The organism is Bradyrhizobium sp. BR 1433 (assembly GCF_051547665.1).
Lineage (GTDB): Bacteria > Pseudomonadota > Alphaproteobacteria > Rhizobiales > Xanthobacteraceae > Bradyrhizobium > Bradyrhizobium australafricanum.
Map to the genome: position 1 here is coordinate 3,282,779 of NZ_JBPUGG010000001.1, position 25,953 is coordinate 3,308,731.

At 59.9% G+C, this 25,953-nt stretch carries 22 protein-coding genes and 1 pseudogene; 9 read left to right on the forward strand and 14 right to left on the reverse strand.

Annotated features, from left to right (window positions below; genetic code table 11):
- Positions 1-664 precede the first annotated feature (664 nt).
- The 4 genes from ACSKB9_RS16210 to ACSKB9_RS16225 all read left to right on the forward strand — a co-directional run bounded on the left by ACSKB9_RS16210 (position 665) and on the right by ACSKB9_RS16225 (position 6,282).
- Complete coding sequence (locus ACSKB9_RS16210) at positions 665-1,534, forward strand: MurR/RpiR family transcriptional regulator (RefSeq protein WP_438074223.1); 870 nt, start codon at positions 665-667, stop codon at positions 1,532-1,534.
- Positions 1,524-2,834: a glutamine synthetase gene (locus tag ACSKB9_RS16215; RefSeq protein ID WP_438074224.1), complete on the forward strand. Its 1,311-nt coding sequence runs from the start codon at positions 1,524-1,526 to the stop codon at positions 2,832-2,834. The genes ACSKB9_RS16210 and ACSKB9_RS16215 overlap by 11 nt, the downstream gene beginning before the upstream one ends.
- Positions 2,835-3,591: 757 nt before the next feature.
- A complete protein-coding gene (locus ACSKB9_RS16220) occupies positions 3,592-4,620 on the forward strand; it encodes a phosphotriesterase family protein (protein ID WP_438074225.1) in 1,029 nt (342 codons plus the stop codon).
- A 666-nt stretch (positions 4,621-5,286) separates the two neighbouring features.
- Positions 5,287-6,282, forward strand: coding sequence for a hypothetical protein (locus ACSKB9_RS16225; protein WP_438074226.1), 996 nt, complete (start codon positions 5,287-5,289; stop codon positions 6,280-6,282).
- A gap of 134 nt (positions 6,283-6,416) precedes the next feature.
- Here the strand turns inward: ACSKB9_RS16225 and ACSKB9_RS16230 are convergent, their stop codons facing one another.
- From ACSKB9_RS16230 to ACSKB9_RS16275, 10 genes are all read right to left on the reverse strand, one after another.
- Positions 6,417-7,115: an isochorismatase family cysteine hydrolase gene (locus ACSKB9_RS16230; protein ID WP_438074227.1), complete on the reverse strand. Its 699-nt coding sequence runs from the start codon at positions 7,113-7,115 to the stop codon at positions 6,417-6,419.
- Positions 7,116-7,417: 302 nt separating this feature from the next.
- Positions 7,418-7,684 carry a hypothetical protein gene (locus ACSKB9_RS16235; protein ID WP_438074228.1) on the reverse strand — a complete coding sequence of 89 codons (267 nt, stop codon included), beginning with the start codon at positions 7,682-7,684 and terminating at the stop codon, positions 7,418-7,420.
- Positions 7,685-7,824: 140 nt separating this feature from the next.
- On the reverse strand, positions 7,825-8,127 hold the full coding sequence (locus tag ACSKB9_RS16240; RefSeq protein ID WP_438074229.1) for a hypothetical protein: 303 nt from the start codon (positions 8,125-8,127) through the stop codon (positions 7,825-7,827).
- A 533-nt stretch (positions 8,128-8,660) separates the two neighbouring features.
- The gene (locus tag ACSKB9_RS16245) at positions 8,661-9,695 is read right to left on the reverse strand and encodes a DUF3732 domain-containing protein (protein WP_438074230.1); all 1,035 of its coding nucleotides are present in this window, start codon (positions 9,693-9,695) and stop codon (positions 8,661-8,663) included.
- A gap of 52 nt (positions 9,696-9,747) precedes the next feature.
- The gene (locus tag ACSKB9_RS16250; RefSeq protein ID WP_438074231.1) at positions 9,748-10,578 is read right to left on the reverse strand and encodes a hypothetical protein; all 831 of its coding nucleotides are present in this window, start codon (positions 10,576-10,578) and stop codon (positions 9,748-9,750) included.
- On the reverse strand, positions 10,575-11,090 hold the full coding sequence (locus tag ACSKB9_RS16255; protein WP_438074232.1) for a three component ABC system middle component: 516 nt from the start codon (positions 11,088-11,090) through the stop codon (positions 10,575-10,577). The genes ACSKB9_RS16250 and ACSKB9_RS16255 overlap by 4 nt, the downstream gene beginning before the upstream one ends.
- A gap of 1 nt (position 11,091) precedes the next feature.
- Positions 11,092-11,442, reverse strand: coding sequence for an ABC-three component system protein (locus ACSKB9_RS16260; RefSeq protein WP_438080245.1), 351 nt, complete (start codon positions 11,440-11,442; stop codon positions 11,092-11,094).
- Positions 11,370-11,933, reverse strand: coding sequence for a hypothetical protein (locus ACSKB9_RS16265; protein ID WP_438074233.1), 564 nt, complete (start codon positions 11,931-11,933; stop codon positions 11,370-11,372). The genes ACSKB9_RS16260 and ACSKB9_RS16265 overlap by 73 nt, the downstream gene beginning before the upstream one ends.
- Positions 11,912-12,298, reverse strand: a complete 387-nt coding sequence (locus ACSKB9_RS16270) for a hypothetical protein (RefSeq protein WP_438074234.1) — start codon at positions 12,296-12,298, stop codon at positions 11,912-11,914. Before ACSKB9_RS16270 ends, ACSKB9_RS16265 begins: the two co-directional genes overlap by 22 nt.
- 834 nt (positions 12,299-13,132) lie before the next feature.
- A complete protein-coding gene (locus ACSKB9_RS16275) occupies positions 13,133-15,820 on the reverse strand; it encodes an AAA family ATPase (protein WP_438074235.1) in 2,688 nt (895 codons plus the stop codon).
- A gap of 541 nt (positions 15,821-16,361) precedes the next feature.
- Here ACSKB9_RS16275 and ACSKB9_RS16280 point away from each other — a divergent pair.
- The 4 genes and pseudogenes from ACSKB9_RS16280 (at position 16,362) to ACSKB9_RS16295 (ending at position 18,885) form a co-directional block, all read left to right on the forward strand.
- Positions 16,362-16,550 (forward strand): XRE family transcriptional regulator, encoded by a 189-nt coding sequence (locus tag ACSKB9_RS16280; RefSeq protein WP_438074236.1) that lies wholly within the window; start codon positions 16,362-16,364, stop codon positions 16,548-16,550.
- Positions 16,547-17,860 carry a DUF2130 domain-containing protein gene (locus ACSKB9_RS16285; protein WP_438074237.1) on the forward strand — a complete coding sequence of 438 codons (1,314 nt, stop codon included), beginning with the start codon at positions 16,547-16,549 and terminating at the stop codon, positions 17,858-17,860. The genes ACSKB9_RS16280 and ACSKB9_RS16285 overlap by 4 nt, the downstream gene beginning before the upstream one ends.
- A gap of 225 nt (positions 17,861-18,085) precedes the next feature.
- Positions 18,086-18,265 (forward strand): annotated as a pseudogene (locus tag ACSKB9_RS16290) (IS1595 family transposase); the annotation flags it as partial.
- 314 nt (positions 18,266-18,579) lie between these two features.
- Complete coding sequence (locus tag ACSKB9_RS16295; protein WP_438074238.1) at positions 18,580-18,885, forward strand: hypothetical protein; 306 nt, start codon at positions 18,580-18,582, stop codon at positions 18,883-18,885.
- Between the two features lie 475 nt (positions 18,886-19,360).
- On the opposite strand, the gene ACSKB9_RS16300 is transcribed toward ACSKB9_RS16295, so the two are convergent.
- From ACSKB9_RS16300 to ACSKB9_RS16315, 4 genes are all read right to left on the reverse strand, one after another.
- Positions 19,361-20,431 (reverse strand): hypothetical protein, encoded by a 1,071-nt coding sequence (locus ACSKB9_RS16300; protein ID WP_438074239.1) that lies wholly within the window; start codon positions 20,429-20,431, stop codon positions 19,361-19,363.
- The gene (locus ACSKB9_RS16305; protein WP_438074240.1) at positions 20,335-21,798 is read right to left on the reverse strand and encodes an NACHT domain-containing protein; all 1,464 of its coding nucleotides are present in this window, start codon (positions 21,796-21,798) and stop codon (positions 20,335-20,337) included. The genes ACSKB9_RS16300 and ACSKB9_RS16305 overlap by 97 nt, the downstream gene beginning before the upstream one ends.
- Complete coding sequence (locus ACSKB9_RS16310) at positions 21,795-22,193, reverse strand: hypothetical protein (RefSeq protein ID WP_438074241.1); 399 nt, start codon at positions 22,191-22,193, stop codon at positions 21,795-21,797. The genes ACSKB9_RS16305 and ACSKB9_RS16310 overlap by 4 nt, the downstream gene beginning before the upstream one ends.
- A 969-nt stretch (positions 22,194-23,162) precedes the next feature.
- The gene (locus ACSKB9_RS16315) at positions 23,163-24,533 is read right to left on the reverse strand and encodes a peptidoglycan recognition protein family protein (RefSeq protein ID WP_438074242.1); all 1,371 of its coding nucleotides are present in this window, start codon (positions 24,531-24,533) and stop codon (positions 23,163-23,165) included.
- Between the two features lie 231 nt (positions 24,534-24,764).
- Here ACSKB9_RS16315 and ACSKB9_RS16320 point away from each other — a divergent pair, with 231 nt between their 5' ends.
- The gene (locus tag ACSKB9_RS16320; RefSeq protein WP_438074243.1) at positions 24,765-25,844 is read left to right on the forward strand and encodes a DUF3616 domain-containing protein; all 1,080 of its coding nucleotides are present in this window, start codon (positions 24,765-24,767) and stop codon (positions 25,842-25,844) included.
- The last annotated feature ends 109 nt before the right edge of the window (positions 25,845-25,953 follow it).

Here is a 25,953-nt window from a genome sequence, read left to right on the forward strand (position 1 = left end):
TGACCGCAAACGCATGATTCCCTTGCCCAACGGGCAGCGTCCTCGGGACTGCTCACTTTCATCCATTCTGCAGAGCACCGCAGTTCCGCGCCGCTCGTTTCTTGCTTGCGTATACACTCACGAGTTTGAAGCTTGCGGATATACCCACGAGTTTGAGGTAAGAGGCATCGCTCGTGTTGCGCATCGGAATGCACCTGGCCTTCATTCACTGTCGAGGTCTCTCGATAGCAACGGCCGTGTCACTGCATTCAGAGCCTCAAGTTTGCGGCCAGCCTTTGTGCACGCCGGCATCCAGGCTGTTTCGAAGCCGACAGTCCGTCGCCGCTGTCTAAACCTGGACAAAATCAGCCGTGTCGGCGCGCAAAGATCGTAGCCGGCTGTTCCTGGGCAGCCGCCGGAACAGAAATTACGCACTATTCTTCAAAATCGCTGAGGATCTGCCGGGAAGATTTCTTCTCAACCCTGGGGCAGCGGGCTGCCGGAGGCGTTTCGCGGAAGGCCGCCTGCCCGGCACCGCCTCACCGGATATTACGATTGCCATATCCGCCACAGGAACGACTAAAACTTTTCGCTCAAAGCGGAATTCATCTTTTTATTTGACTATTTTTTTTCACAGCTGATAGGGTTGGGACAGATATCCCGTTCTTCAGCTTCTGCAGCCATCATGACCGTGCGTGAAACGATAAGGCGCGAAAGTGCCAACCTGACCGCCAGCGAGCGCAAGATTTCGAATGCAGTGCTCGCGGATTATCCCTTCGGCGCCCTCCAGACCATCCAGGAACTGGCCGAGCGTACAGGCGTCAGTGCGCCCTCTATCACACGCTTCGTCACCAAGATCGGCTTTGCCGGCTATCAGGAGTTCCAGCGCCAGTTGATAGCAGAATTGCGGGAAAGTCGACGGTCACCGCTGGAGCTCAAGGCCACTGAAAAACCCGGCAGCCGTCGTGCATTTCTGGCCGACTACGCACGGCGGGCCTCCGACCGGATACAGGAGATGAGCGCAAGCGTTCCGCAGGAACTCTTTGACCGGATCATTGAGCTCATTGCCGATCCCGCCCGCGCAGTGTTCATCCTCGGCGGGCGCGTCAGTGACAGCATCGCCGGTTTTCTCTCGGTGCACCTCAAGCAGATTCGACCGAAGGTATATCATCTTCCGCCCAATCCGGAGCACTGGCCGGACCAGCTGCTGGCAATCCGCAAGCAGGATGTCGTGGTCCTGCTCGACTTTCGTCGGTACCAGCCCGACCTGCAGACGCTCGCAGATATCGTCGCAAGGGAGTGCCGGCCGTCGATCGTGCTGATCACCGACAAGTGGATGTCGCCGATCGCCCGTCACAGCGACCATGTCGTTGCCCTGCCAATCGAAATTGAAACAGCGTGGGACACTCTCGTCTGCGCACTCACCCTTGTCGAGGCCTTGATCGTCAAGGCATCGGAATCGAACTGGTCGACGACGAAAAAACGGCTGGAGGCCTGGGACAGACTTCGTCTTGTGCCACCGGATCAGCCTTCGGAGGAAAAAGATGATCGCTGAGGAAATGCTGATTGCATGCTGCACGGATCTCGCCGGCAAGGTTCGTGGCAAGGCGTTTCCCGCTGCGCAGTTCGACAAGCGCGCAAAGCGGGGCATTGGCTGGACGCCGACCAACGCCCAGATCACGTGTTTCGACACCATTGCCGAAAGCCCGTTCGGCTCACTGGGCGACCTCGTCCTCATTCCCGATGAAGCTGCAAGGGTGCGCGTACAATTGAGCGAGGATTTGCCGGTGGAGCATTTCGCGCTCGGTGACATCCGCCACACTGACGGTCGGCCTTGGGAATTCTGCACCCGTTCGATCCTCAGAAGTGCTCTCGAGCGCCTTGATCGGGTTACCGGGCTGACATTGCAGGGGGCTTTCGAGCACGAATTCCAGTTCCGCAACGACGCCGGCCGCATGGGAGACGCATACAGCGTTCACGGCTTCCGCATCGAGCGGCGCCTGGCGGAAGCACTCGTTGCAGCCATGCGCGCCGCAGGTCTGGAGCCGGACACATTTATGAAAGAGTTTGGCGCGGGGCAGTATGAAGTCACGATGGGACCCTCGCGTGGGATCGCCATTGCGGATCAGTCTGCGATCCTGCGCGAGCTCGTCCGCCTCGTTGCCAACGTTTTCGGGAAGGACGTTACGTTCACTCCCATCAGGGATCCGGCCGGCGTAGGCAACGGCGTCCACATTCACCTCAGCTTCCTCAATGGCGGCGAGCCCGCAACCTGGGATCCGAACGGCAAACATGAGCTTTCCAGGATCGCAGGCCAGTTTGTTGCCGGCATCCTCAAATATCTTCCCGCGATTGTCGCGATCACGGCGCCGAGCGTCATATCCTACCTGCGGCTTACACCACATCGCTGGAGTGCGGCCTTCAATAACCTCGGCTTCCGCGACCGCGAGGCCGCCGTACGGATCTGTCCCGTTTCTGATCTGAGCGATATTTCCAGGGCAGCTCAGTTCAATTTCGAATTTCGCGCTGCCGATGCCACGGCAAGCCCGCACCTGCAACTGGCCGCCATCGTACACGCCGGCGTCCAGGGCATTGAAGAAGAACTGCCGACACCGGACGCAACCACCGAGGACCTCTCGCTTCTTGATCCGTCGGCTTTGGCGGCGCGTGGATATGTTCGCCTGCCAACATCCCTGCCCGAAGCACTTGATCGCTTGCTGGCGAATCCCGCGGTAACCGGCTGGTTTCCCGCCGGGTTCACCGAGACATACGCAAAGCACAAGAAGGGAGAGATGGCGTTCGTTGAGGGGAAAACCCAACAGGAAATCTGCAGCCTGTATGAGCAGGTCTACTGAAGGACGGAAAGCTCCGTAGCTCTACGGCGCGTGACGGCCGAAGACGCTTCAGGAAACTGCTCTTCCTACCCTGCATCCGTGAAGCGTGGACTGCATGCCGGCCGGGTCTGCACATGAGAAATTAGCATCAATTGCGCATGATATTTGGCGACGAGTCAAAGTTGCCCGCCGGAACAGGGATCGCCGCCCCGATCGACGTGACGGCAAACGATCATTGAGGGTCACGCAACACCTGTCTACCCCCTTGCCATTGCGACATGCGGGCGCCTCTCCGGTGATGCCGGGATGCTTTGTCACTCCTTCACCTGCGCCTTGCGGTCGAACAGGCCATCTAGGGGCCTGGGCCCGAAAGCCTTCCTGACAAGGCCATGCATGGCCATGATCCCGAACGGGTAGCGCTGCCCCAGCTGAAGAAAGCAGTTCGTGCCAACGGCTGGCAGGACGCAGCCATGACGGGGCCGGCCGACCACGTTTTTGATATCGAGTTGTCGGCCCGCGCGGCACGCTAGGTCCTTTTTGTCCGGAAGAAGACCTTTGACGATCGGGAATCTGTCCATGTGTTGCAAACGCGACAATTACCCCGAAATTCCGCAGCAGTCTCTGTCGACATACCTGGCCCAACTCGTGCACCAGAACGAAGCAGTTCAATCCGCCAGCCGGAGCCGCGCTGCGCCTTGCGCCGCACCTGGGCAGATGCCTCCGCCCGGAAGGCGAGCGGATATGCGCCCGGACAGGGCACGCAAGGAGAGGTGGCGCCATGATGATCGAGACCGTTACGGGGGCGATCCCGGTCGAGAGCCTCGGACGCACCCTGATGCATGAGCATCTGTTCATTGCTTTCCCGGGCGCCTGGTTCGATCCGCTTGCCAGATACAGCCGCACGGAATTGATCGCGGAGGCCGTCCGGCGACTGGTGCAACTGCGTACTGAACATCAGGTGCGCACGTTCGTCGACCCCTGTCCAATCGAACTCGGGCGCGACGTCACCCTGATGAAAGAGGTTTCTGAAAAGGCCGGCATGCAGATCATCTGCACGACGGGATTCTATTACGAGGAACGCGGGCTGCCGTTCTACTGGCGCGCCCGCACCGAAAACGAGATCGCGGAGCTTTACATCCGCGAGATTACCCATGGGATCGGCGAAAGCGGCGTGAAGGCGGGCGCTCTCAAGGTCTCGACGAGCGCGCCGGCCATCACCGGTCAGGAAAAGAAATTTCTCGCCGCTGCGTGCATTGCACAGAAGGCGACGGGAGTGCCGATTATTACCCACACGACAGATGGCTGCGGCGGCCCTGAACAGCAGCAGCTGTTCGCAGTCGGCGGCGTTGCCGCCCATCGATGCCTGATCGGCCATTGCTGTGGCAACGCCGATCACCTTTACCATCGGCGGATCGTGGATGGCGGTTCCTACATCGGGTTCGATCAGATCGGAGCCAACCACTTCCAGCCTGACGATGTTCGCGCCAGCAATGTGGCGAAGCTCGTGCGCGATGGCTTTCGCGCGCAGGTCATGATGAGCATGGATCGCCTCTGCGGCCACCTCGGCAAGCCCAGTGCGCGCCGGATGACTTCCGAGGAGATCGCCAGGATCGAAGAGCAGAAGTCGCGAAGGCTTTGGCAAGAGCATACCTACATGTTCACCGACTTTATCCCGATGCTGCGCGCCCGCGGCGTGAGCGAAACCGACATCACCGCAATCCTGGAAGACAATCCCCGACGTTTCTTTGCCGGTGCGGTTCCGCCGGGAAAACCCGGCAAACTAGAGCGCGCGCGCCACACTGCATGAGGCGCGGGCGAAGCCGTTTCGCTGCACTTCGGCTGAATGATTGCAGCTGCACCAATGCAGCGCGGTCAAGCCGTCGGTCCAGGGCCAACTGGTCGGTGAGTTGATCTGACGTCGGCAAATTGAATCGCTTTGGCTGGACTTTTTGCCACCGAACTCTCTTCGAAGGCCCAAGAGGATGACGACTTGACTGGAAGTATTCATCCTGGAGCACCGCAATGATGGACCTGTAGCAGAGTTCCACTGCAGGTCGGGATCAGCCAGCCTGGGGCAAGAGGAGGCACGATGGGCAAGTGCCGACAGAGATGCTGCCGTCGAGACCGCCGGAGAGGAAAATACAGGCTGGAGAAGCTGGCGGCGGAGATGTCACCTGACCTGGAAATGCTGCTGCACGTGATCCTTCGAAGGCATGGTACCCGCCGAAAGTGTGCAAGGTGGCGATAAAGTCGCAGCGGCTGGCAGATGTCCATTCCCGGCCAGCCCGGCGAGGAGTTTGCCCCCAGGAACCGGCGCCTTCGAACAGCAGGGCGGAGCAGTGTCATGGCCGGCCAGGCTTAGCCCGTTGGCGAACACCGCAAGTCGTCCCGTCCGCACGTCGATACAGAGCGATCGCGGCTGCTTGCGCCTCCTGAAAACCACAATGAAGCAATGCCCCTCACGAGGACGCGCATGGACCTGAAGGTCAACCCGATCGACGCCGACTTCATTTCCGCTCAAAGCCGCGCTGACTATCATCGGCGATCCCTGCTCGGTCTGTGGCGCAAGGCAGTCCGGCATCCTGCCACGCGGCATCAGTTTCCGGCCGGGGCTGCACAACCGACGCTGGCCGACATCCCGTCAGCCTGGGGAACGGTGGGCGTGAGGGATGTCTACGATCACCTCGAGCATCTGAATTCGTCTGCTCTCCCGGAGGCCGGCCGATCATGCCCCGGCTCTGACGTTATCCTTTCCGCAGAGGGGACGGCGAGGACGACAAGGATCCTCATCGGAACGCATGAAGAGATTCTGTACAACGCATGCTTCGATGGAAAGGCATACTGCCTTTCGGGCATCACCAGTGGAGACAGGGTGCTCGTGCTGGGCGGCAGCGGGACCTGGCTGGTGGATGATTGTAATTTCTATGCTTTGTCACGAACAGCCTGCACGATCATACCGGTCAGGGATTACAGGAGAGGCGGAGAGATTGCTGAAATCATGCGGGCGCTGCGGGCAACCGCAATCCTCGGATCTCTGGGCGCTCTCCTTCCCCTCCTGACTTACCTGGAACTTCGCGATCTGACTTATCCCGGGATTACGCACATTGTTCAAGGCCGGGAGTTCTTGTCCCGGCAGCTTCGATGGAGACTCGTGCAGAGGTTCGGGGCAGACTTATCCTTCCACTCGGTCTTTCAGACGCCGGATCACGGCGCGGTCGGCTTCCAGTGCCCCTCGTGCGGCCCTGGCGAGTACCACCTTCATGAGGGCCTGATCTATGCCGAGCTCTGTCCGAGGGACGATGACAGCGCGACAGAGCTCGTTATTTCGAACCTGCACCGCTCCCGCATGCCCGTTGTCCGGCTCCGGACCGGCGACTACGCTGTATGGGCTGATCCCGAGGGATGCTGTCCGTGCGGGCTGACCTCCAGAAGAATACGAATTCTGGACAGAACAAGCGACGACGAGTGATAACGCGGTCGATGCGCACCTGGTTACGCAAACCCGCGAAATACCGCCTTGATGGCATCGATCCTGGCCAGGCGCGGCCCGAAATCATCATCACGGAACGCACCAACCGTAAGCCTCGCTGGCGCATTTGTTCATCACCGCGAGGGCCTCTTGCCGGGCGCGGCAGGCAGGCAAGCTGCAGCAGCAGCGATCTCCTCAATCAGCGGATTTGTACAGACCTGGCGGCAATACCCCGCGGTCACCCGCAAACTGCTGTCGTGGCGCTCCTGGCTGTAGGTGGCGCAGGCATCCGGCACGAGCGTCACGAGGTAACCGAGGTCACAAGCGTCACGCACAGCAGATTCCACGCACTCGTCGGTCACCACGCCGGCCAGCACCAGTTGTCTGACGCCAAGATTGCGCAGCAGGTAATCGATGTTGGTGGACGCAAAGACACTCGAAGATGATTTCGGCAGTACGATTTCATCATCGCCAGGCGCAATCTCGTCAATGACCTTACCATCCCATGAACCGCTCGGGACTTTGAAGCCAACGATCTTGTAATTCAGACCACGATCACGACCATCCTTTGTGAGGCTTTCGATCGTCGTATAAAGTACTTCTATGCCCGCCACGCGGAACGCCGCCTGCAAGCGCTGCATGTTGGGTATGGCAACGCTTTTCAAGCGGTCAAAATAATAGCCGTACTTGCCGGCAATCTCGGCCCCCGGCACATCCTTGAATTCGCCGCCACCACGTCGAACGCAAAAATTCTGCACGTCAACGAACAATAGCGCCGACTCGTCCGGATTGAGCGGCATCTCGCGTGTCACCGGGAGTTCAGCTTTTGACATCCTTTGTTCTCGCAGCGATCCAACCCATCCCATTCAGTCCCGATTTGCCAAGTCCCGATTTGCCAAGTCCCGATCTGCGTCGCCGGCCGGAAGAGCCAACGAGACAATCTACGAGTTCAGACGCAGCTAGCGGAGCGCCCCTCACTATGTTCAGAAGGACTTCAGATGACTGGACTTGCGAGTTCTCGCATGTGAGGCGAGCAACCGGAACAGCACCTTACTAGCCTGCCCTTGCGGCCGGCCGGGATCGGCCGGATCCGAGTTCGTACCAGGCTTTACACATCCCGATACGCCGACGAACGTCACGAGGCCAACATCAGCCCGGCTATCTCCTGACGAACAACACGGCTCCTCAACTCTTCGCCAGTCAGCCAGATCAGCCAGTCATCATCAACAATGTCCTCTTGGACCAACCGCAACACCGAGCCGGCTCTCTCGTGGTGAGCATAGCCGTACTGCGAAACAACGCCTTTGTCGATCAACCAGTGCGCCACCAGTCCACATACGAAGTCAGGAGCCCACATGGCAAAGGACACGCCAAATGCTATTCCTGCCATGATCCTGGGCATGCCCGTCCCCCTGAAGTCCCTGCGCACCCAACCATCGCCGTGATACGCAACCTTCCCGGACATCTTCCTCGCAATCGGCGCCCTGCAGGTGCACGCGTCGTCAGGATGGGCGTGCCTTGCCGGATCGGCGTAGAACGCTTTCAGGGATTAAGATGCTCTGCAAAGTTGCTGCGCGAAAGATCATAAAGCCGAACAGCCTGCAGGACCGCAACTTCGTTGTTCCTGTCGACGCCGACCATCCAGAATCCCTCACTTGGTCCAATTGGCGACCGGTCCGGCCGGAAATTCGGATATGTAGGCCCCTTCGTGGGAGTCGCCCGCGTGATCGAGACATACTCATGAAAGTCGCCTCCCAACGAAAGCATTATGCCTTTTTGGGCGGCAGCAGCGACGTAGCCCTGGATGAAGCGCGATACGTTCAGCAGGTCCACTACGCTCATCATTGCTGCACGTTCTCCCGTTGCGATACGCCGGGCTCCAGTTGCTACAGCAGTGATGCGGATCGAGATACTACCAATTCTGACAGGGAAGATTCGATCCGGCATCTGATGAAGCGGTCTTCAGCGGCCGGCGGCGACATCGCGGTCCCCGACAATCAAGGAGCAAGATAACGATCGCCGAAGGGTCGCATCGCAGATATTCCTTCCATCCGGGCAAGCTCGCAGAAGTCGCAATCAAGGCGTTGATGCGGACGGGCTTGCTCCAGGTGGAATTTAAACCTGCCCTGCGTCAAACGCGCAAGGCGCATGATGCTGCGCTATCTTGCCAGGATTACCTCGGGAAACTTGGATCTTGAGCCAGCGCGCTCTGATTTCAATTCAACTGCTGACGTGGTGGTCAGCTGGCTCGCTCGGACGGCAGAACAGGCGCGTCACCGTCGGTTCGCCGCCGACAGTGACAAGCTCGAAGTGACTGCGGGAAGGACGTGTCCCGATAGCCGCACGCGGGCGAGTGACCGCGAGTTCGAGACAAGGCACTAGCGAAGCCACGTCATCGGCACGAGCTTTATGCCGTCGCGCCAACGTTGAACCGTTGAAGTCCGGAACCACTCCTGGAGAAGATCGACGTGGTCAGCCACGATGAGCTGCATGTTTGGGGTCAACGTCGTACAATATTCGAACAGCAGCCCGTACAAGCGGGCAACCGCCGCCTGATCCTCGTCTTCGGCGCCGGAAATCTCACCGACGTCCTTGTCCTTTGGATAGTGAGCCTGGGAAGGCTGGTCGAGCATCAGGAATGCCGGTACCGGCCGATCAAGTGTGCGGAAGAGCTTGTGCAGAGCCAGGTGCGCGGCGACATGATAACCGACCCAGTTCTCACCGCTGCCGATCTGGGGCAGAGACAGCGGCCCGTGCACGGTGTCCGCAACGACAGTGAGGTTCTTCCGGTCCAGGCGGAGGCTGTTGTCACCATGCTCCAGCTGAAGCTGGCTGGCGTAAACGGTGATGTCGCGACCGACCAGGCCGAGGGCGGTCGTCAAGCGCTCCTCCATCGCTTCCCGGTCCAGGACCGCTTCCAGCTCGACCACTTCGGCTCGCACCCTGGCGATCTGCAGGCGAAGCCCCTCCCCGTCCGAGAGCGTGCGTGCATTCTCGAGGTAGTAGCCGATGCGGCCCGACACACGGGCCTGCTCGGTGAACTGGTCTTGTTCGATGCGAAGCCGCTCGTTGTCAGCGATCCGCATCGTGATGTCCCGCTGGATGACCGTCAGCTCTTCTTCCAGAGTTGTCCGCCTGGTTTCGAGCTCTGCGATCTGGCCCTGCAGACGCGGATTGTCCCGTCGTACGGTGCTGAGCTGACGGTTCAGTCGATCGAGCGAACGCCGGATCTCCTCCACCGAGGGCACGGCCACCGCCAACTGGCTGTCGCAGAGTGGACAGGTCTCATGCCCGTCCGCGCCATGTCCAACCAGGCCGATCGATGCCAGTCGGGCCTGCTGCTCGCGAGCCTCGGCCTCGAAGTCAGATGCCTCGCGCGTCAATCGTTGCAGATCCTTGATTTCGTCCCGCAACTCCTGAAGCTCAGCACGAATACGGCCGCGACGGTCCTCCAGATCAGTCAGGTCAGCCGCCGGATCGTCCGTCTTCGCATATTCCAGAGACCGTGGCGCGGCCGCGGACCCCCGCGAGGGAGTTTGCCGTGAGGTCGAGCGGTAGCAGGCCGACGCGCCTGGCCTCCTGAAGGAGGTTGCGGGCCGTCCCGGATGCTTCGTCGGCCAGCACCCGGGCGTCGGCATAGTCACGCTCCAGACTCCTCAGCCGGCGGCGAGCGTCCTCGTACCGTTTTTGCTTCAGGTAATGGTCTTCGCCCATGGCGCCGACGAAGTACGGAAGCGTGTCCTTGATGGCCTGCGGAATCCGCTCTTCGCCTTGCCGGTGGAAGAGCAGGCGGCGGTTGGCGATTTCGTCCTGGTTTTGAAGGCAGAAGAAGATCGCCTGGCTGGCCGACGCCTCAAGCGGACGACGCGTCGCGCCAGGCTCTGGCACGTAAAGGTTTTCCGCCACACCAAGGATAGCCGAAAGCCTTTGCCGCAACCCGTCGACGGTGGAATTTTTCACAAGCGTTGCGGCCGTTTCCGGAAAGTCACGGGCATTGCGCTCGAAGTAAATTTCGTCGCTGGCCCTGCCTGCCGGGCCGGGATTCCGCCTTGCGATCAGGATACCCTCGCCATCGCGGTCAAAGAGCACTGCAAACCAGGACACGCCCCGCCGGATTTCACCCTCGGCGATCGTGCACTCTGAACGGCCCCAGCAATAGTCGACGATGTCCAGAAGGGCTGACTTCCCCGTTTTGGACGAACCGGTGACGATATTCAGCGCGCCAAGATTGAAGCGGATATCCCGGCGCTCACCGTCGTGCGAATAAATCGCGATGGCTCTGATCTGAACGGTCAAACTCGCACTCCCAGGGTTTGCAGGACAGCGGCGGAATCCGACTGGTTGCCAAGCCATCGTCCCAGCAAGCCGGCGGCTCGCCGCATCGCGTCAACCTCGTCCGTTGTCACCGAAGGTCTGGTACCCAGCTTGATGAGTCGCTTCCCGGCCATCACGCCATCCGGACTGATCTTGATGGCATCGAGCTGCGCGAGAAACAGGAGTGCTTCCCGCGTCACAGGCCTGAGCCGCAGAGTTCGATCGGGAAGAATGCCGAGCGTGGCAGCGTTTTCGCCAGCCCAGGAAGCGAATGCAGTGTTGGCCCTGCCGGGGAGTGCCTTTCGGGCTCCGGGATGGAGAACCAGCGGCAAGACAACAAACGCGTAGGCAAGTGGCATCGCATTGCCCGCCTGTTTGCGAAACTCGTTGATCGCCCTGACCAGCAATTCGCCGCAGAATGCCGGATTGAAGTGAGTCGCTTCCTCTTGCGGTCTGTCCCGCCAGGCGAGTTCGAAGCACGTGAGCCCAGCCATCTCACTTGTTCTCCGCGCAAAGCAAGACGTAGTCCCGGTGCCAGCCCACCCGGAGATCATTCGCCAGGATGTGGTAGGACCCTACGTTCAGGAAGCGGGCAGTCAGGGAACGGAAAGGAAACCGGGCTTCATTCTCGACCCATTGGTATAATGCCTGCCCATCCTGCCTGAGAGCCGGACCTTCCGGGGGCGTATCATTGTGTCCCTCGCACATAGCCTCAAATCGCGGCTGCCATTCCTCGACCAGCCGCTGCTCGAACCGCCCAACCTCGTCGTCGATCACGACATGCTCACGTGTCCATTTGGAACGCTGCGCAAAGGCCCGATAGAAATCGCGCTTCGCAAAGCGCAGACGGTTCCCCCAAGTCCGATGAGCTGCAACTGATGTACGAAGCGAAAGCCGTCATACTCCGCATACTCCGCCTCACCAGGCTCGGCATGTTCGAAATCTGCGACCAGGGCATCCCGCTTCAACGCGTCCCGTATGTCGTCGAGCTTCGATTCCAGGAGGCCAACCGGAATGGGCTCAGAAGGGCTCTTCATCAGCGCGGCGCAGACCTTGGGCCACCACCACCCCTCGAGTGCTTCACGTGCGGCAGCCGCCTTGCCGGCGGGGACAACCAGCCTGAGAGCATGCTCCAGTTTGTAATCAAGGTCTGTTATCAAAGGCTGTGTGTCGAGGACCTCCACCGCACTCAGGAGCGCGGACCGCATCGGCTCGGCCAGCGCGAGGAAAGCTCCGAACGCCGGCGCCAGCGCCACGTTTGCTGATGTCTGCGCGACCAGGGTCAGGATTTCGTTTGCGGATTTCGGATTGCGCTTTATCCCAACCGGGTCGGCCACAGGTGACCGAAGCAAAGCGGCCGCCGATCCGGCGGGGGCAGCGGCGGTGGTAACCAGGACCAGCTTCGCGCGCGAGGCAGCGATGGATCATCCTTGGCCGCCTCGGCCCAGGTCCGGAGGGTTTTCCAGAGATCGGGACTCGCATTGCCAAGGCTGGCGACGCGGTCAATGTGATGCTTCGTTTGAAGAAGCTCGAAGGGAGTGCCGTCCTTCTCGAACGAAATGTCGTCGAGGCGCTCGATCGAAACCTCGACTTCCGCACCATTGTTCAAATGTGGAATACACAACAGCAACGCCAGTCGAGCCTGATAAAGGTAACCGACGGCTGATGCCGCGGCCGTGAAGTGATTTCGCCGGTCGCCCAATTCACCCCCCTATGGGGTCAGTTTGATCGCTATGGCAATTCAGAAACAAGGAGCCGCACTATCCTGGCGAGCAATTGTATCCGGTTCGCCCCTTTCTGAGCGCGCCACAGCTGGGCTTCCTTGAGTTCTGCACTGAGCGGATGGTCGAGAGCCGGCCGCAGACATTCCCCAAACTGTCCCGTAAATCGCTGTTTGTGCGACGCTGTTTCTCGAAGCCCCTGAGCGCGCCTTCCTCTTTGAAATTGCTCATCTCGCTGCTCTCGCGAAGGTTGGAACATGGTGCGGACCAGCAGCGGCGTGATCAGGTTGAATGGTCATGGACGAAAACGTGTCGTCCTCGCAGGGAGGCGATGGCACATTCGGGCCGCCTTCTCTCCGGCAATCACCGTACGTTACGAACAGACAACCTCGCTTCTTGCCTGACTGTGTCGTCCCGGCCTCAGATTGAGGCGTTTCGTACGATAAAGCTACCGGCAGGTCATGGGGCGACGCGCTCTTCGTCCAGAAAGTGCTTTGGACGGGGCGGAATGACACCATCAAATCCAATTGAATTTCTACTTCTCACTTGAGAGAGGATTTGCCTCATCAAGTACTCTCAAGTCGACATGTACACGAAATGGCCGCGAGCAATGCTCCATTTGTGATACCGCGGCCCCGAAAGCGGCGACCAGCTGCCAAACCCGCGCCATTGACGCTTTTGCCAGAGCAACCGGCCTCATCACAAATGGAACATACCGGCTGATTGATTGCCGTTTTGATTAACCGATTGGCCATGAAACTACATCCGTCGGGCACACCCGACCGGTCACGCATCGCATTGCAGAAATCATGAGACTAGTCGAGGACCTCGGCCACCATAGGGCCATCCTCGTAGAGCTGCCCCTCTTTTTCAAGCGCCTTGCGACGGGCGTTTGCAGTTGTAACAAAGGCGGTCAGCTTGTCGAGATCGGTCTTGATATCTGTAAACTTTGGAAGATCGGGCGGGACGCCCGCTGATTGATCATGGCCGGAGAACTTCGAACATCGCGTCATTCCGCCGTACACCGCTTCATAGTCTGCTTTGTCGACATGGGCAGCTCTCAGTCTCATGGTTGCAACATTTGGCCGCAAGCGGCCGACAACTCCGGCGAAGAGAATTTCCTCGACAGCATGCTCCCACGTTTCGCGCATTCTGGTGTACACCTCCGTCACAAACGAGCGCTCGGCCTCATCGGTTTCAGAATATGTCGCCTTTTTCTTCTGGAGCAGGCCCTCGATTATCGCCAGCCGCTTTGTGACACCCATGGAAATCCACGGCTGCTGGTTGTTGTCGATGATGCCGAATCGTCCGTCACCGTGTTTGGCGATCCATTCCTCCCGTACCCGGACCCTCATGTCCTTCGCCGCCTCAATCACGGCGTAGTGAAAGAACAGGTTATGCGTGAAGATTATGACCTGCCTTCCCGCGGCTGCCTCCTTCACAAGGCGCTTCGCGACCGCCTCCATCCGGGCATGATCCAGCGATGATACCGGATCATCGACCACGATGCCGTGCCTTGCCCCCACTTCCTTCAACTCGGCAAGGAACCCGGCCAGGGCGAGTGCGCGCTTCTCTCCCTCGCTCAGGATCTCGCTGTTCTTGCCAACCTTCTGTTGCGCCTCCAGTCCGATATGGACCTTGCTTTTGCCAACCTCCCCGCGGTCGGCAAGCTTCAAGGGCAGGTGCTGAAGGTCAAGGGCAACAATTTCGGCTTCAAGGCTGGCCTGCAGGGAGGCCGTCAGAACCTTCCGTCTCAGGCGGGTGATATAGGACGTGATACCGGAGACGGAACAGGCCGTGATGCACGCCTTCGTTTTCAGAAGCAGATCGAGGGAATTCCGCCGTGCCACGAAGATCTCGATGTCGGCCGAGAATTTCTTGCGCGCTTCCAGTTCATCGAACTCTTGCTGGCGCCCCAGTCGCCTGGCGGTCTCGTCCGCCGTTGGCTTCAGGTCATCGATCTCCTTCGCAAGCAGGGTCACTTCATCCGACAGATCGTCAACGACTGACCGGTCGAGGTCCGCGATGCTGTCCAGACTTGCATAGTCGACAGCCTTGATGGCCGTCAGGACCAGGGCATGACTCTCCTGGCTGGCAGCGTAAAGTTTCTCAATCCGGTCTGCCAGTGCCTGACGCGATGGCGAACCCTCCACGAAATTGACGAGCCTGTTCTTGATGTCCTGAGCGCTGGAGATCTTGAGATCGCGGATCGCTCGCGCGGTTTCTGCGAAATGCTTCCTTGCATTTTCGGCGTCCGCATTGGCGCGGCCTTCAACATACGCATCGAAAGCGGCCAGTCGCATGCGCGCCTGCGCATTGAGAGGCTGATGGCAGAGCACGCAAGTATCGGCTGTGGCCAGCTGGGGTGGTTCAAGGGCCGGGTATGCTTCGGCTGCGAAGTCGCGCGCATACATCAGCATCTGCCGCCAGCTCTCGCTGCCAAGTTGTGGCACTGCCGAATCCGCCGCCAGGGCCGAAGCTGCGGCCTTGGCCGCATCGCGTGTTGCCGCAGCCTTCTGCTGCGCTTCCTTCAGTCTCGCGAGGCCGGCATTGCCGATCGCATCGAAGACCGCGTTTGCATCGGTAACCAACGTCTCGATTGCTGATTTGGTCGCCTCCTTCACCTTCGACAGAAGGACCGGATCCTTGCTCAGCTCGAGTGTGAGCGCCTGCAAATCGGCCTCGTCCTGCTCAGTCCAGGCTGCCAGCGCCCGCATCACCTCCTCGGCAGGGAGATGCTGATCCGCCTTCATATCTGCAAGCATCACCGCTACTTTGGTACGCTTCTCGTATCCAAGCGGGAGTGGCGCCTGGTGCGCCTTGTTCAAACGTGCTTCTTCAGTCCTGAAGCGGCCGTCCAGCGTGCGCAGAGCCTCAGCGAGATTGGTCAGCAGCGCAAGCTCGAACGGCAGGAACTCGATGTTGCGCTCGGCATCGACATACAGGCCAGCCGCATCGCTGTCGAAGACAGAGATTCTGCCCAGTTCAGGCGGCGGAGCACTCCGGTCATCCCAAACGACCCTGCGCTTTTCCTCGCCGTCGACGCGGAAAGTCAGCGTAACCTCGCGGGGATCAGACGAAGCCGGCTCGAACACGTTGCCCCGCAGGGTGACGTCGTGCAGGCAATGACAGATCTTCTTGGCGATACGGCAATAGCCGCTCTTGCCTGAACCGTTTGGACCGAAGATGAGTGTTACACCGTTAATTGCAAACCTGAGAGGCGGCTGCTCTGCAGCCAGACGGTCGATATTGCGCAGCGGCCCGATGGCTCCGAGAACAGTTACTGGCGCAAATCGATTGCCTGTCTTCAGATGGGTCTTCGTAAGCGCAGGCCAGGCGGGTGGCTCCCCAACCGAAATTCCCGCATCTATTTTGACGGCCTCCTCAAGTTGATTGAGTTCTTCAGTATCCAGACCTGGTTTGGCGATCAGGAGCCGTACGGCTTCCTGTTGCCAGCGCGGACGTGCAGCGCACCATTCAAACAAATCACTGTCGCTCGCCATGATCACTCCAGAGGCAATTGTAAATCGGTCAATGCAAAGTCATTGATTGCAGCAATAGTGGTGCCCGGTTTCGGTGGTCAAGACATCCTTGGCGCTACCTTCGTGGGAAGGCGTTGACATGCGCGCGGTCAAACCCACAGCGTTCGGGGAAAGACCTGCGGGCCTTTCCCGCAGCTGTCGGAAGCGAGATCGGCCGGCCCCTTTTTTGAAACGTAGCTCGGTGAACACCCGCGCAATGCAAAGCACCTGAAGGGCTTTAGCTGTGTTTTGCAGATTCGCGACAATTTTGACGGTAATACCTGCCGCACCGTCTCCACAACGCGTTTAGAGGCCGTCCTGTACGTTCCGTACGCATTCTAGAAAATTCCACCAGCGGCATTGCCAAGCCGGGGACACATTGACCTGGTCCCGCAGCGCCTGCGCGACACTGATGCTATCCACAAGTCAACACAGGGACCGATGATGAGCACGAAGAAGAAGCTGCCCGCCGATAGCCGGGCTGCCGGCAACATTTCCGTGAGAAGCCGCTAAGCTGGTCGACATGAAGCAGCCCGATCTGTCCAAGCTGTTTCGGGGTCATTTCAAGCTGGTTTCAGTGGAAAAGCTTCTGCGGATGCTGACGGCGTTCGACCAGGACGTTGAAATAACGGTAAGCCATATCGGAAGCGCGGGGAAGCTGGCCGGATCACGTTCATTCCGGCCCAGGACTGCTGAACAGGAGGGGTCATGAAATTTAACACGACAGCGACCAGTAGCGCGCATGAACCGATCCTTCACTGCCCCAATTGCAGCCACGAGATCCGGCTGACTGAATCGCTTGCCGCCCCCCTTCTCGCGGAGACCCGCCAGCGCTTCCAGGAACAACTCGCGAGCAAGGACGCCGAGGTCGCACGAAAGACTGAAGCGCTCCTGCACGAGCGGGAGAAGCTCCAGAAGGACCGTGAACAGGTCGAAGACCAGGTCGCCAGCCGACTGGCAGCCGAGCGCAGCCAGCTCGTCGCTACGGAAGCGAAGAAGGCGCGCGAAATGGCCGCCGCCGAGATTCAGGCCAGGATGAACGAGGCGGCCGAGCTTCGGCAGATGCTCGAAGCGAACAACGCCAAATTGGCGGCAGCGCAGCAGGCGCAGGCCGAACTCATCCGCAAGCAACGCGCCCTCGACGATGAGAAGCGCGAGCTCGACTTGACGATCGAGAAACGGATTCAGGCGCTGGTTGACCCGATCAAGGTCAAGGCCAGGCAGGAGGCCGACGAAGGGGCACGGCTGCGCGTTGCAGAAAAAGACCAAACCATCGAATCGATGTCGCGCACGATCGAGGAGTTGAAGCGAAAGGCCGAGCAAGGCTCGCAGCAGTCGCAGGGCGAGGTACTCGAACTGGAACTTGAAGAGCTGCTGCGCGGCCGTTTTCCAGCCGATTTGATCGAGCCGGTCGGCAAAGGTGAGCTCGGCGCCGACGTTATCCAGCAGGTAAACGGATCGATTGGCCAGCCTGCCGGCGTCATCCTTTGGGAAACCAAGCGAACCAAGGCCTGGAGCGACGGTTGGCTTGCCAAGTTGCGCGACGACCAGCGCCGCTCCGGCGCGGACGTCGCTTTGATCATCTCCCATGCCCTGCCCAAATATATTGAGCAGTTCGACCTGGTGGACGGCGTCTGGGTGGCTCATCCGCGATGCGCGCTGCCTGTCGCAGTCGCGCTACGTCAGGGTCTGGTTGACGTCAGCAGTTCACGGCTGGTCCAGCAAGGTCAGCAAACGAAAATGGAGCAGGTCTATCACTATCTGACGGGCACGAAATTCCGCCAGCGCGTTGAAGCCGTTGTCGAGAAATTCAATGACATGCGTGAAGATCTCGATAAGGAACGCAAATTTATGGGACGCCAGTGGGCAAAGCGCGATACGCAGATACTGGCCGTAATCGATTCGACGGTAGGCATGGTGGGAGATCTTCAGGCCATCGCGGGCAAAGCCATGCCAGAGATTCCGAGTTTGGACATGCCACTGCTGGAGAATGGCGCCGAACCAGAGCGAAAGCTGGGATGAACGCCCGCCGCCACCCCGGAGCGTTATCTGCCTGAGGGGCTATCTCATATCGTACTGGCACCTTCTCCAAAGCCCGGGTCAACAAACACCACTAGAATTTTTTGAAGCGCTGGTGGTTCTGTCTGCTGATCGGGGTCGATACCGCCGCGATAGCGGGCTCGCGGAGGTTGCCGCTCGTTCGGTCCCACGCGAGGGTACCGCATCCTGAAGCCCAACGGCAGTCTCTATCTGCACTGCGATCCTGCCGCGAAGCACCTGCACCGCTACCTGGCGGAGTTCGATTTCAGCTACAACAACCGCGTGGCGGCTGGCGTCGACGAGAAGGACCGCGCCAACGAACTCGCCAATGGTATCGTCGGCAAGCGACTGACCTACCGACGGCCTAACCCAAAAGACATTGCGTATCAAGGCAGGACGCTTCCTACGCTGGAAACGCAAGCAATCGATGCCAAAGCTCGTCAAGTAATTGGGCGCACCAAATAGCTGTGGTTGTACACGGGGTGCACAAAGGCGGAGCAACATTGACTCTTGGTTGTGCTTCCGTGTCCAATTCACCCTATGACGAATCAGACAGCCGCCTGCTGGTGACAGGCGGCCCCTGGTTTCCGCGTCACTCAGCAAGGGGCTGAACGGCGGACGTAGAAGATATTCACTTCGGGATAGAATCCAGAATCTTCTTGCAGGTCAAGTTCGGCCCCGTATTTCTGAAAGGGGCCAGAATGGCCATCTTTGCTATCACGTTTCGCATACATGATGACGAAACCTACCACGCCAGATGGTCTTCCGTTGTTGAAGCAATTCGACAGGAGACCACGTCAGAGTATTGGGAAGAGCCCACGTCTTTTGCACTCATTGAGTCCGGCAAGACATCCGCCGAGGTCGCTGATTCAATCAACAACAACTCAAAGCTGGCACCAGCCAGGGATTTGCTTGTTGTGATCAACCTTTCAGTGACAAAGGGCCACAGGGCCCTGGGCGTCATTCACGATAATGACTTCCAAAAGCTGATGGCCAAGCGCTCCTGAATGTAACGCTGGGAAATATTGATTGGCACTTTGAAAACGAGGCAACTCGTCGCACGATCCAAAGCCTATCCTCCGTCGAAGTTGGCGACCCGGAAAAGATTTTCGTGATAACCGGGAATTATCTGAAGCAACTAGCTAACCGGATGAGATGGGCAAGCCGTCATCTCACTTCCTTTATCACGTCAATCTCTGACCTTGTTCCCGAGAGGGAGCGCACTGAATTCCTCCCGCAAGGATCCAATGCACTTCAGATTCGCGCAGGATTTGAGCGCCTGAAGGCGTCTCGCAAAAAATTCCAAAAGCTCCGCCTTCGGGCCCTCAAAAAGAGCCGGGCGGGAAACCGTAGTCATATCGTCGGGCGCGCCAGCCCCTAAATCGACACTCGTCCGCCGGCCGGCGGGCGGTTCGGACGTCCATCGCATGCGAATGTGGTCAACTAGTGATCTCTCCGAAGCCCGACACACGCTTTGGCATCCTACGTCCCACCCTGGCGCTTCGACTTGATGTGGCTCGCCGCGATGCGGTTGATCGCCTGCCCCACCGGCCCAGTTGGCGTCGACTGCTGGATGAAGGACGCGACGGCCGCCTTGTCCGCAACCTGAAGCCTGTGACGATTTCCGAACTTCCGCTCCTCCAGCACGCCGGTCCTGATCAGTTCGTCCAGAAGATCGTGGCCCACGAGCGAGGCCTTGGCGGCCTGGTTGCGGATGTCGTCGTAGTTTCGGTCCCTGAAGCGCATCTGCCCGATGTGGAATGGCTTGAGCGTGTAATGGCAGGCGTCCTCGATGTGCGACCTGTCGATCGGAATTCGTCCGACCTGGTTCTTGTGCTGGCGGAAAGTCGCCTTCGCAGCCTCCGACAGCGTGCAGTTCTCCACCACCACGTCTCCCAGGTGGCGGTTGCTCGAGGTTGCTCCGAATTCTCCTTCGAACACGCAGTTGTCGAAGCGGGTCGCCGCATCGAAGGTGCAATGCTCGAGGTGGACATCCTTGAAACACGAGTCGGTGATGCTGACGCCTCTGAGGTCCAGCCTGGAGATAAGACCTGAAAAGAAGGCGTCCCTGATGGATCTGCCGGAAGGATCCCCGAAATATACACATATCTCACTGGTGATCTGGGCGGAACCCAGACTGGCGTCCCGCAGCACCCGGAACAGGATCTGCACGAGACCAGCCCGTTCCGGCTGGACGTCGCGGCCGGTCACTCCGACATATCTCTCGCGCTGCCTGGAAAGCGCAAGCAATATCTCTTCGGAAGACATCCGCCATCTCAAAAGAAGCGAGATGAAGTCCACGAGGCGGGTCTGCTCCACGGCGCACTTCCTGAACACGTCGTCGTCGCCGATCGCGACGGGTGCGCCGCCGATCAACTCGACGGCCAGGCGGGCGCGTAGATAATCCTGCACCTCGGGATATTCGAACCGGCAATTGTAGGGCGTCTCGTTGCCAACTATCCGAAGAAAGCCGTGTTTGCGCAGGAATTCAACGTGTTCCTTGCGGTTGGGATAGTCGGGCTGTTCCGAGAGGAGCTCGTGGATCGAATCCACCTGGTCGATCGAGAAAACTCGTCGCAGAGAGCAGCCAGCGTGCTGAAGAATTTGATCTGCCCCTCGGAAGACATCGAGATTCCGATCCGCTGCTGCTCGCGGCGGCAGAACTGCCACAACACATGTCCAAGCGGATCGGCTTCCGGCGGAGCTCCCATGGAATCAAAGGCCGAACGGGACATGCCGGCGTCGCTGATCGCCTCCGCCGCAAACTGAACCACCCAGGGAAGAAAGGACAGATTGTGAAGCTCGTCGCCCTGCCCGCGGGTGGGCGCCCGACGGATGCTCGCGATTTTTTGCAGGAGAGAGATGGTCTTGTCCCTGGCGGACCTGGTCTCCGGCTGGTGGAAACGTTTCGAGAGATATTCGTCGCGCTGATCCTCGGAAAACGGACTGAGACGGAATGCCGTCACCTGGGACTGCAATCGGACGTCGACGTTGTCGTGCCAGAAGCTTTCCCGGCAGGTGAGAAGAATTCGACTGCCTTCGACACCCTCCAGCGCGGTGATGAGGCCGGCGATCGTATCGTCGGCGTTGAAGTCCGCTGGTCTGGTCGCACAAAGCTCGTCAAAACCGTCGAGAATGGGACAGATCGCTCCGTAGCGAAGACATCGTTGAATGCGCTCGATCGACGGCTGAAAGCCGGATTGCTTGTAGATGGCGTGGCCGACCAGATCCGCCAGGTTGTCGGAGGCATCGCGAAACTCATGGTTGATCCATGCGAAGCGGTCGATCAGCAGAGGGTACGGCGGTTCGGTCGTACGGAGCGTTCTCGGATCTTCGGGCTTGTTCTGCAGGAAGTGATTGAACAGTTCCCTCGCGAGAGCCGTCTTGCCCGTTCCGGCGGGCGCCAGCAGGACGCCGACCCGGCTCGGTGCGGCATTGCCCCCGATTCCACCCCGCATCCAGCGGAGCAGCGTGAAGATGGCCCCCCCTTTTGGCGTCTGCCCGGACGCCGTCATGATCGTCGGCGGGACATAGAAATTGATCGGAGAAGGGTCGCCGGGCTTCTGGCCTCTGAAGATCGATTGACGCAGTCTCGCCCCGACTGTCATCACGCGGGCTTCGGAGAAGGTCGACTGCACCCTGGAAATGAGCGCGAACGCGGGAGTGCTGTCTTCGAAAAGGACGAGATGAGGGGCCGCCGATCCGAGGGAAATGAGCTTCTGCCTGGCCAGCGCGAGGTGCTCTTCCGCGAACTGCGAGTGAAGGATGAGCGTACGGACCGCCTGGCTATGCGAGACGTAGGAATCATCCTCGCCCAGCCAGAGCTCGCATCGCACGAGGTGCGGAGGCTTCTGTATGGACTGGACATTCGTAATCCCGATGTCCATCAGGATACCGGGAGCGTCGAGGGGCTGGGTCATGACAGCTTCAATGGTGAAATGGCCGAAACGACCGCGTCTCGCGTGGCCAGAGGGTGGATCTTGCGCTGCTTCTCGATCGATTCGATCTGGAGGACGGCAAGTGCAGCCGACTTGCAGGCCCATTCCGCCACGGGAGGCTGTGAGAGGATTTCTTCCCACGGCCCGTGCCGGGATGAGGCGGACAGACCCGCGGCAGCTCTGACCGCGTCGCAGGCGCTCAGGAGAAATTCGGAAGGCTTGTCGAAGTCGTGGTGAACGATCGCATTTCGAAGGGTGTTCAGGACGAAGACGGTCGAGAACTCGGACTCAAAATCAATGATCAGCTTGTGGGTTTGCTCGGGACACACGATCAGAAGCAGCGCCTGCAGCTTTTCGCCAATGCTCATCTCGCGCACGTCCTGATATCTCGTCTTCTCTTCCTTGCTGAAGCCGGTGAGCGAGACGCGTGCTTCGGCGACCAGACGCCAGCGCTGCTTCGAGAGCCGCGGGCGGAGGAGGACCTTCCGCGAACTTCACCATATGGGGAAGGCCGCGCAAGGCGAAGAGCTCGTGAAGATAGGCGTCCAGCGCCGTCCTCGCCATGATGAGTGCCGTGTGCACCTCCGCGGTGCGCGCCAGCGTCCTGGAGCGGGCACGGACCGCGGCCTGCGCCGCAGCTGACAGCAATGTCGGCCAGACGCGGGTCGCCCGCCTCGCGTAACCGGTTGCCGCGTGAGCTCCGTTGGATTTGGTCATCTACCGGTCCGAAGCGTTGTCATGCGTATGACATGATCGCAAAAGATATCGTTCGTGCAAGGTGCACCTGACAGCTGCCAACCTAGTGCTTTCCCTGGGTTTGCGGGACAGCGCCCGTCCCCGGAACTTTCCGGCCTGCTCGTGTGATCGATGACCCGGCACACCCGGCTCCGTCAGGAGATGGTGACTTTCATGAAGATCGACCGATCGGGGTTCGAAGCCAGCGTGGAGGCGAGCCGGCGGAGCTGAACCGCCGTGAGGCAGCCGAAGACCTGCGTTGACGCGGTGAGGTGACAGGTTTTCGCATTCGCCCGCTAGGCCTGCTTGCTCGTTCCCGGTCCGGATCCATGCGTCGCGTCCAGTGCCAGCGGTTCAGGAGGCTCGATCACGCCGGACAGAATGCTCGCCGGACCAGGAGGAGCCGCTTGTGCGGGGATCGCTGTACGAGTTCCGCTTTCGGCCTCACCATAAAGCGCGCATCGAGGGAATCGACGACGTATTGCGGATTCTTGCCGCCCGTCGCATTTCGAGCGAAGACCCGTGAATGCGACAAGACCTGTTCTTTCCGGAATTGAGCGCTCAAGCCACACCGTCTCCGACGTGATGATGGTCGTCGGCCGGTCGCGCGATCAAGGGTGCATCGACAGGTCTGAGATTTCTGTAATGGCGCTGCACCCTGGCAAGGAAGTCGCTCCAGCCGTTTTCCTTGTGCCGCAGGACCCGGGGCAGTCCTTTCCGGACCAGTCGTGGTGCTGGTAGACGCCGCTCGGGACGTGAATCCCCAGTCGATACGCCAGCCAGGCTGTCAACAAGGCGGCCCGGTCATAGCAGGCGTCGACGTTGCCGAGATCCGCATTCATGCAGATCTCGATTCCGATGCTGGTCGCGTTACCTTCCCTGGTCGCCGTGTGCCAGGCCACCTCGTTCGTCGGCAGGCTTTGATAGACGAACCTGTCGTCTACCGTGAAATGCCAGGAGACCTTGCGCATCTGCGCATCCGGCCCCTTCATGTAGCGGGCATGCGCCGCTGCGTTTGCACCGGGAGAGTCGTTGTCGGTGTTGTGGATGGTGATCGACGTCGCGGCCATTTGCGTGCCCGGGCGGTTGCTGTTGCCGACCGGCACGTAGTCCTGGACGATGTTCAGCTTGAGCTGCGCCGTATCGAGGTTCATGGTTTCTCCCGTCTGCGAGGTGATGCGTGCGGACTTCCCTCCAGGGTGATCCGCCAGCAATTCCCAGATCTCGTCCGGCGCCGTATCGGCACACCAGAAGCTGCAGGATCGGAGTCCCTGGTTTGCGACCAGTTCGAGAAATTTCGAGGTGGCCGAAAGGCAGGTGGCGACGTCGGGGAAACGGACGTCCTCCGTCATCGTGATGTTGCCGGTCGGCTTGTAGCGGGTAGCGAAATCGGCGGCAGGAATAATCGCCTTGTAGTCGCGGATGGACTTGCGCAGACGCGTTCCGGGATCCGCCGTGGTATAATAGACTTGAGGACAGACGTCCTCGATGTGATCCAGGAAGGGTGCGAAAGGCATGTCAGCATGCAACGACGGCTGGTCGTGGCTGGAGAAGGCGATGCCGCGTCCCGCGGATTCGAGCCCCCGCCGGAGCGGATCGAGATAGGCGACAGCCTCGGCTTCGGTCCCGCGGAATCTCGGACTTTGGGGCGTCCGCTCGGCGTCCACCACTACGCCCGCGAGGTCTGCTTCGTCCGTCCAGCCCAGTACGTTCGATGCTTCGCGAACGGCGGCACTGCGGTCAGCACAGAACGGAACGTGCCATCCCCACAGCTGCAGGCCGCGTCTTGACAGTTCATCCGAAAGTGCCGCCAGCTTCGCATGCCGCAGGTTGCCGTCCCGGTCTGCGCCCCGACCGATGCGGATCCAGACCCCGTCGAAATGCGCAAGAGCACATCTCTCCGCAAATTCCGCCGGGTCGGCGCTCCGCAGAACCTGCGCCAGGCTGGTGATGAAGAGGTTGCGTCCTTCGGTTCGCTTCATGGTAGCCCTTCGCCGGCCGTGCCGTCACCGGACAAGATTGAGCCATTTCGTCGGATCGGCGCACCAGGGATTCGCCTGGGGCGGTGCGCACGGAAATCGCTCGACTATCCGCGGTGAGGGCGCCAGTGTCGCAAGGAAGTTCGGCCCGTCGGCGCAGCCCGTATCCTGACGCATGATGATCGGAAGGGTGCAGCGCTACCCGTGATCTCTTGCTCCTGAACGGTGGATCTCATGACCATTCATTCGTCGGCAGTCGCGGTGCTCTCATCTTTGCTGGCGATCGGCGTAGCGCTGCCTTGCCGGGCGGATCCCGAAGTGAAGCCGCTCTCCGGACCGTGGGACGGCCAGTTCACTTTTTCCTCGCACGAGGACAAGACGCGCAGGTCGCTCAGCGGAATCGCTTGTCCGGTTGTCGGATCGAGCTGTCTTGTGGTCTTCGATGAGGGCACGACGGCCCATTACGTCACGATCTCGGGCGATGGATATTCGATCGACAATGCGTTTGTGGAGCTGGTGCCTTCCTCGCCAGGCAAGGAGCTCGATGCGGAAGGTGCGACGACGGACGGGAAGTACTTTTTCGTCACCGGCTCTCACTCCGTGAACCGCAATTCCTGCGACGACAATCCTGACAGTCGATATGTCCTCAGGTTCGCGCTCGATCCCGCGTCCGGAAAGGCACGCATGGATGGCCCGTCCGGGCTTTCAGGGTACAAGGCAACCGGTGCGCTGTGGGAGATGATGGCTCGTCATCCCCTGCTCAAGGATAGTGTCGGCAAGCGAAAATGCCTCGGTACCGAATCTCCACGCGATCGATCCGATCTGACGGGAAAGCGGGGCGTCAACATCGAGGGAATCGCAGCGCGGGATGGACAGCTGCACTTCGGATTGAGGGGCCCCGCGAAGGATGGCCACGCACCAATCTTCACCACCGGCTCTCAGGACCTGTTCGAAAGCTCCGGTCCTGACGGCAGGGTGACGATGCTGCGGGTCGGAGAGGGACGCGGCATCAGGGATCTGGCGCCTGTAAAGGACGGAATCCTCGTGCTCGCAGGCCCCGACGATGACAAGAAAAACGCAAAGGCCGGCTGGATCGTCGGTCTGTGGGACGGAGTACCGGCAGCCCGGGCGGAGCTGAAGGAGCCCGCCTACCTGGCGCTCGAGAGCGTGAAACTGCGGGATTGTGACAAGGATCTGAAGCCGGAAGCCCTGGCGGTCATTGGCGACAGACCGGAGGCGTTCGATATCGTCGTCCTGTCGGACGGCATGTGCGACGGGGGCCCGCTCAGGTTTGCCATTCCCCGGAAACGCTAGAACGCGTCTCGCGCGACGGGTTCTCGGCTGCTCGCCGATCGGCCGCCAGGATCTGGAACAGCATCCTTCCGGCAGGCCGGTCCGCAGATTTCTGGTCCGAACGGACGCT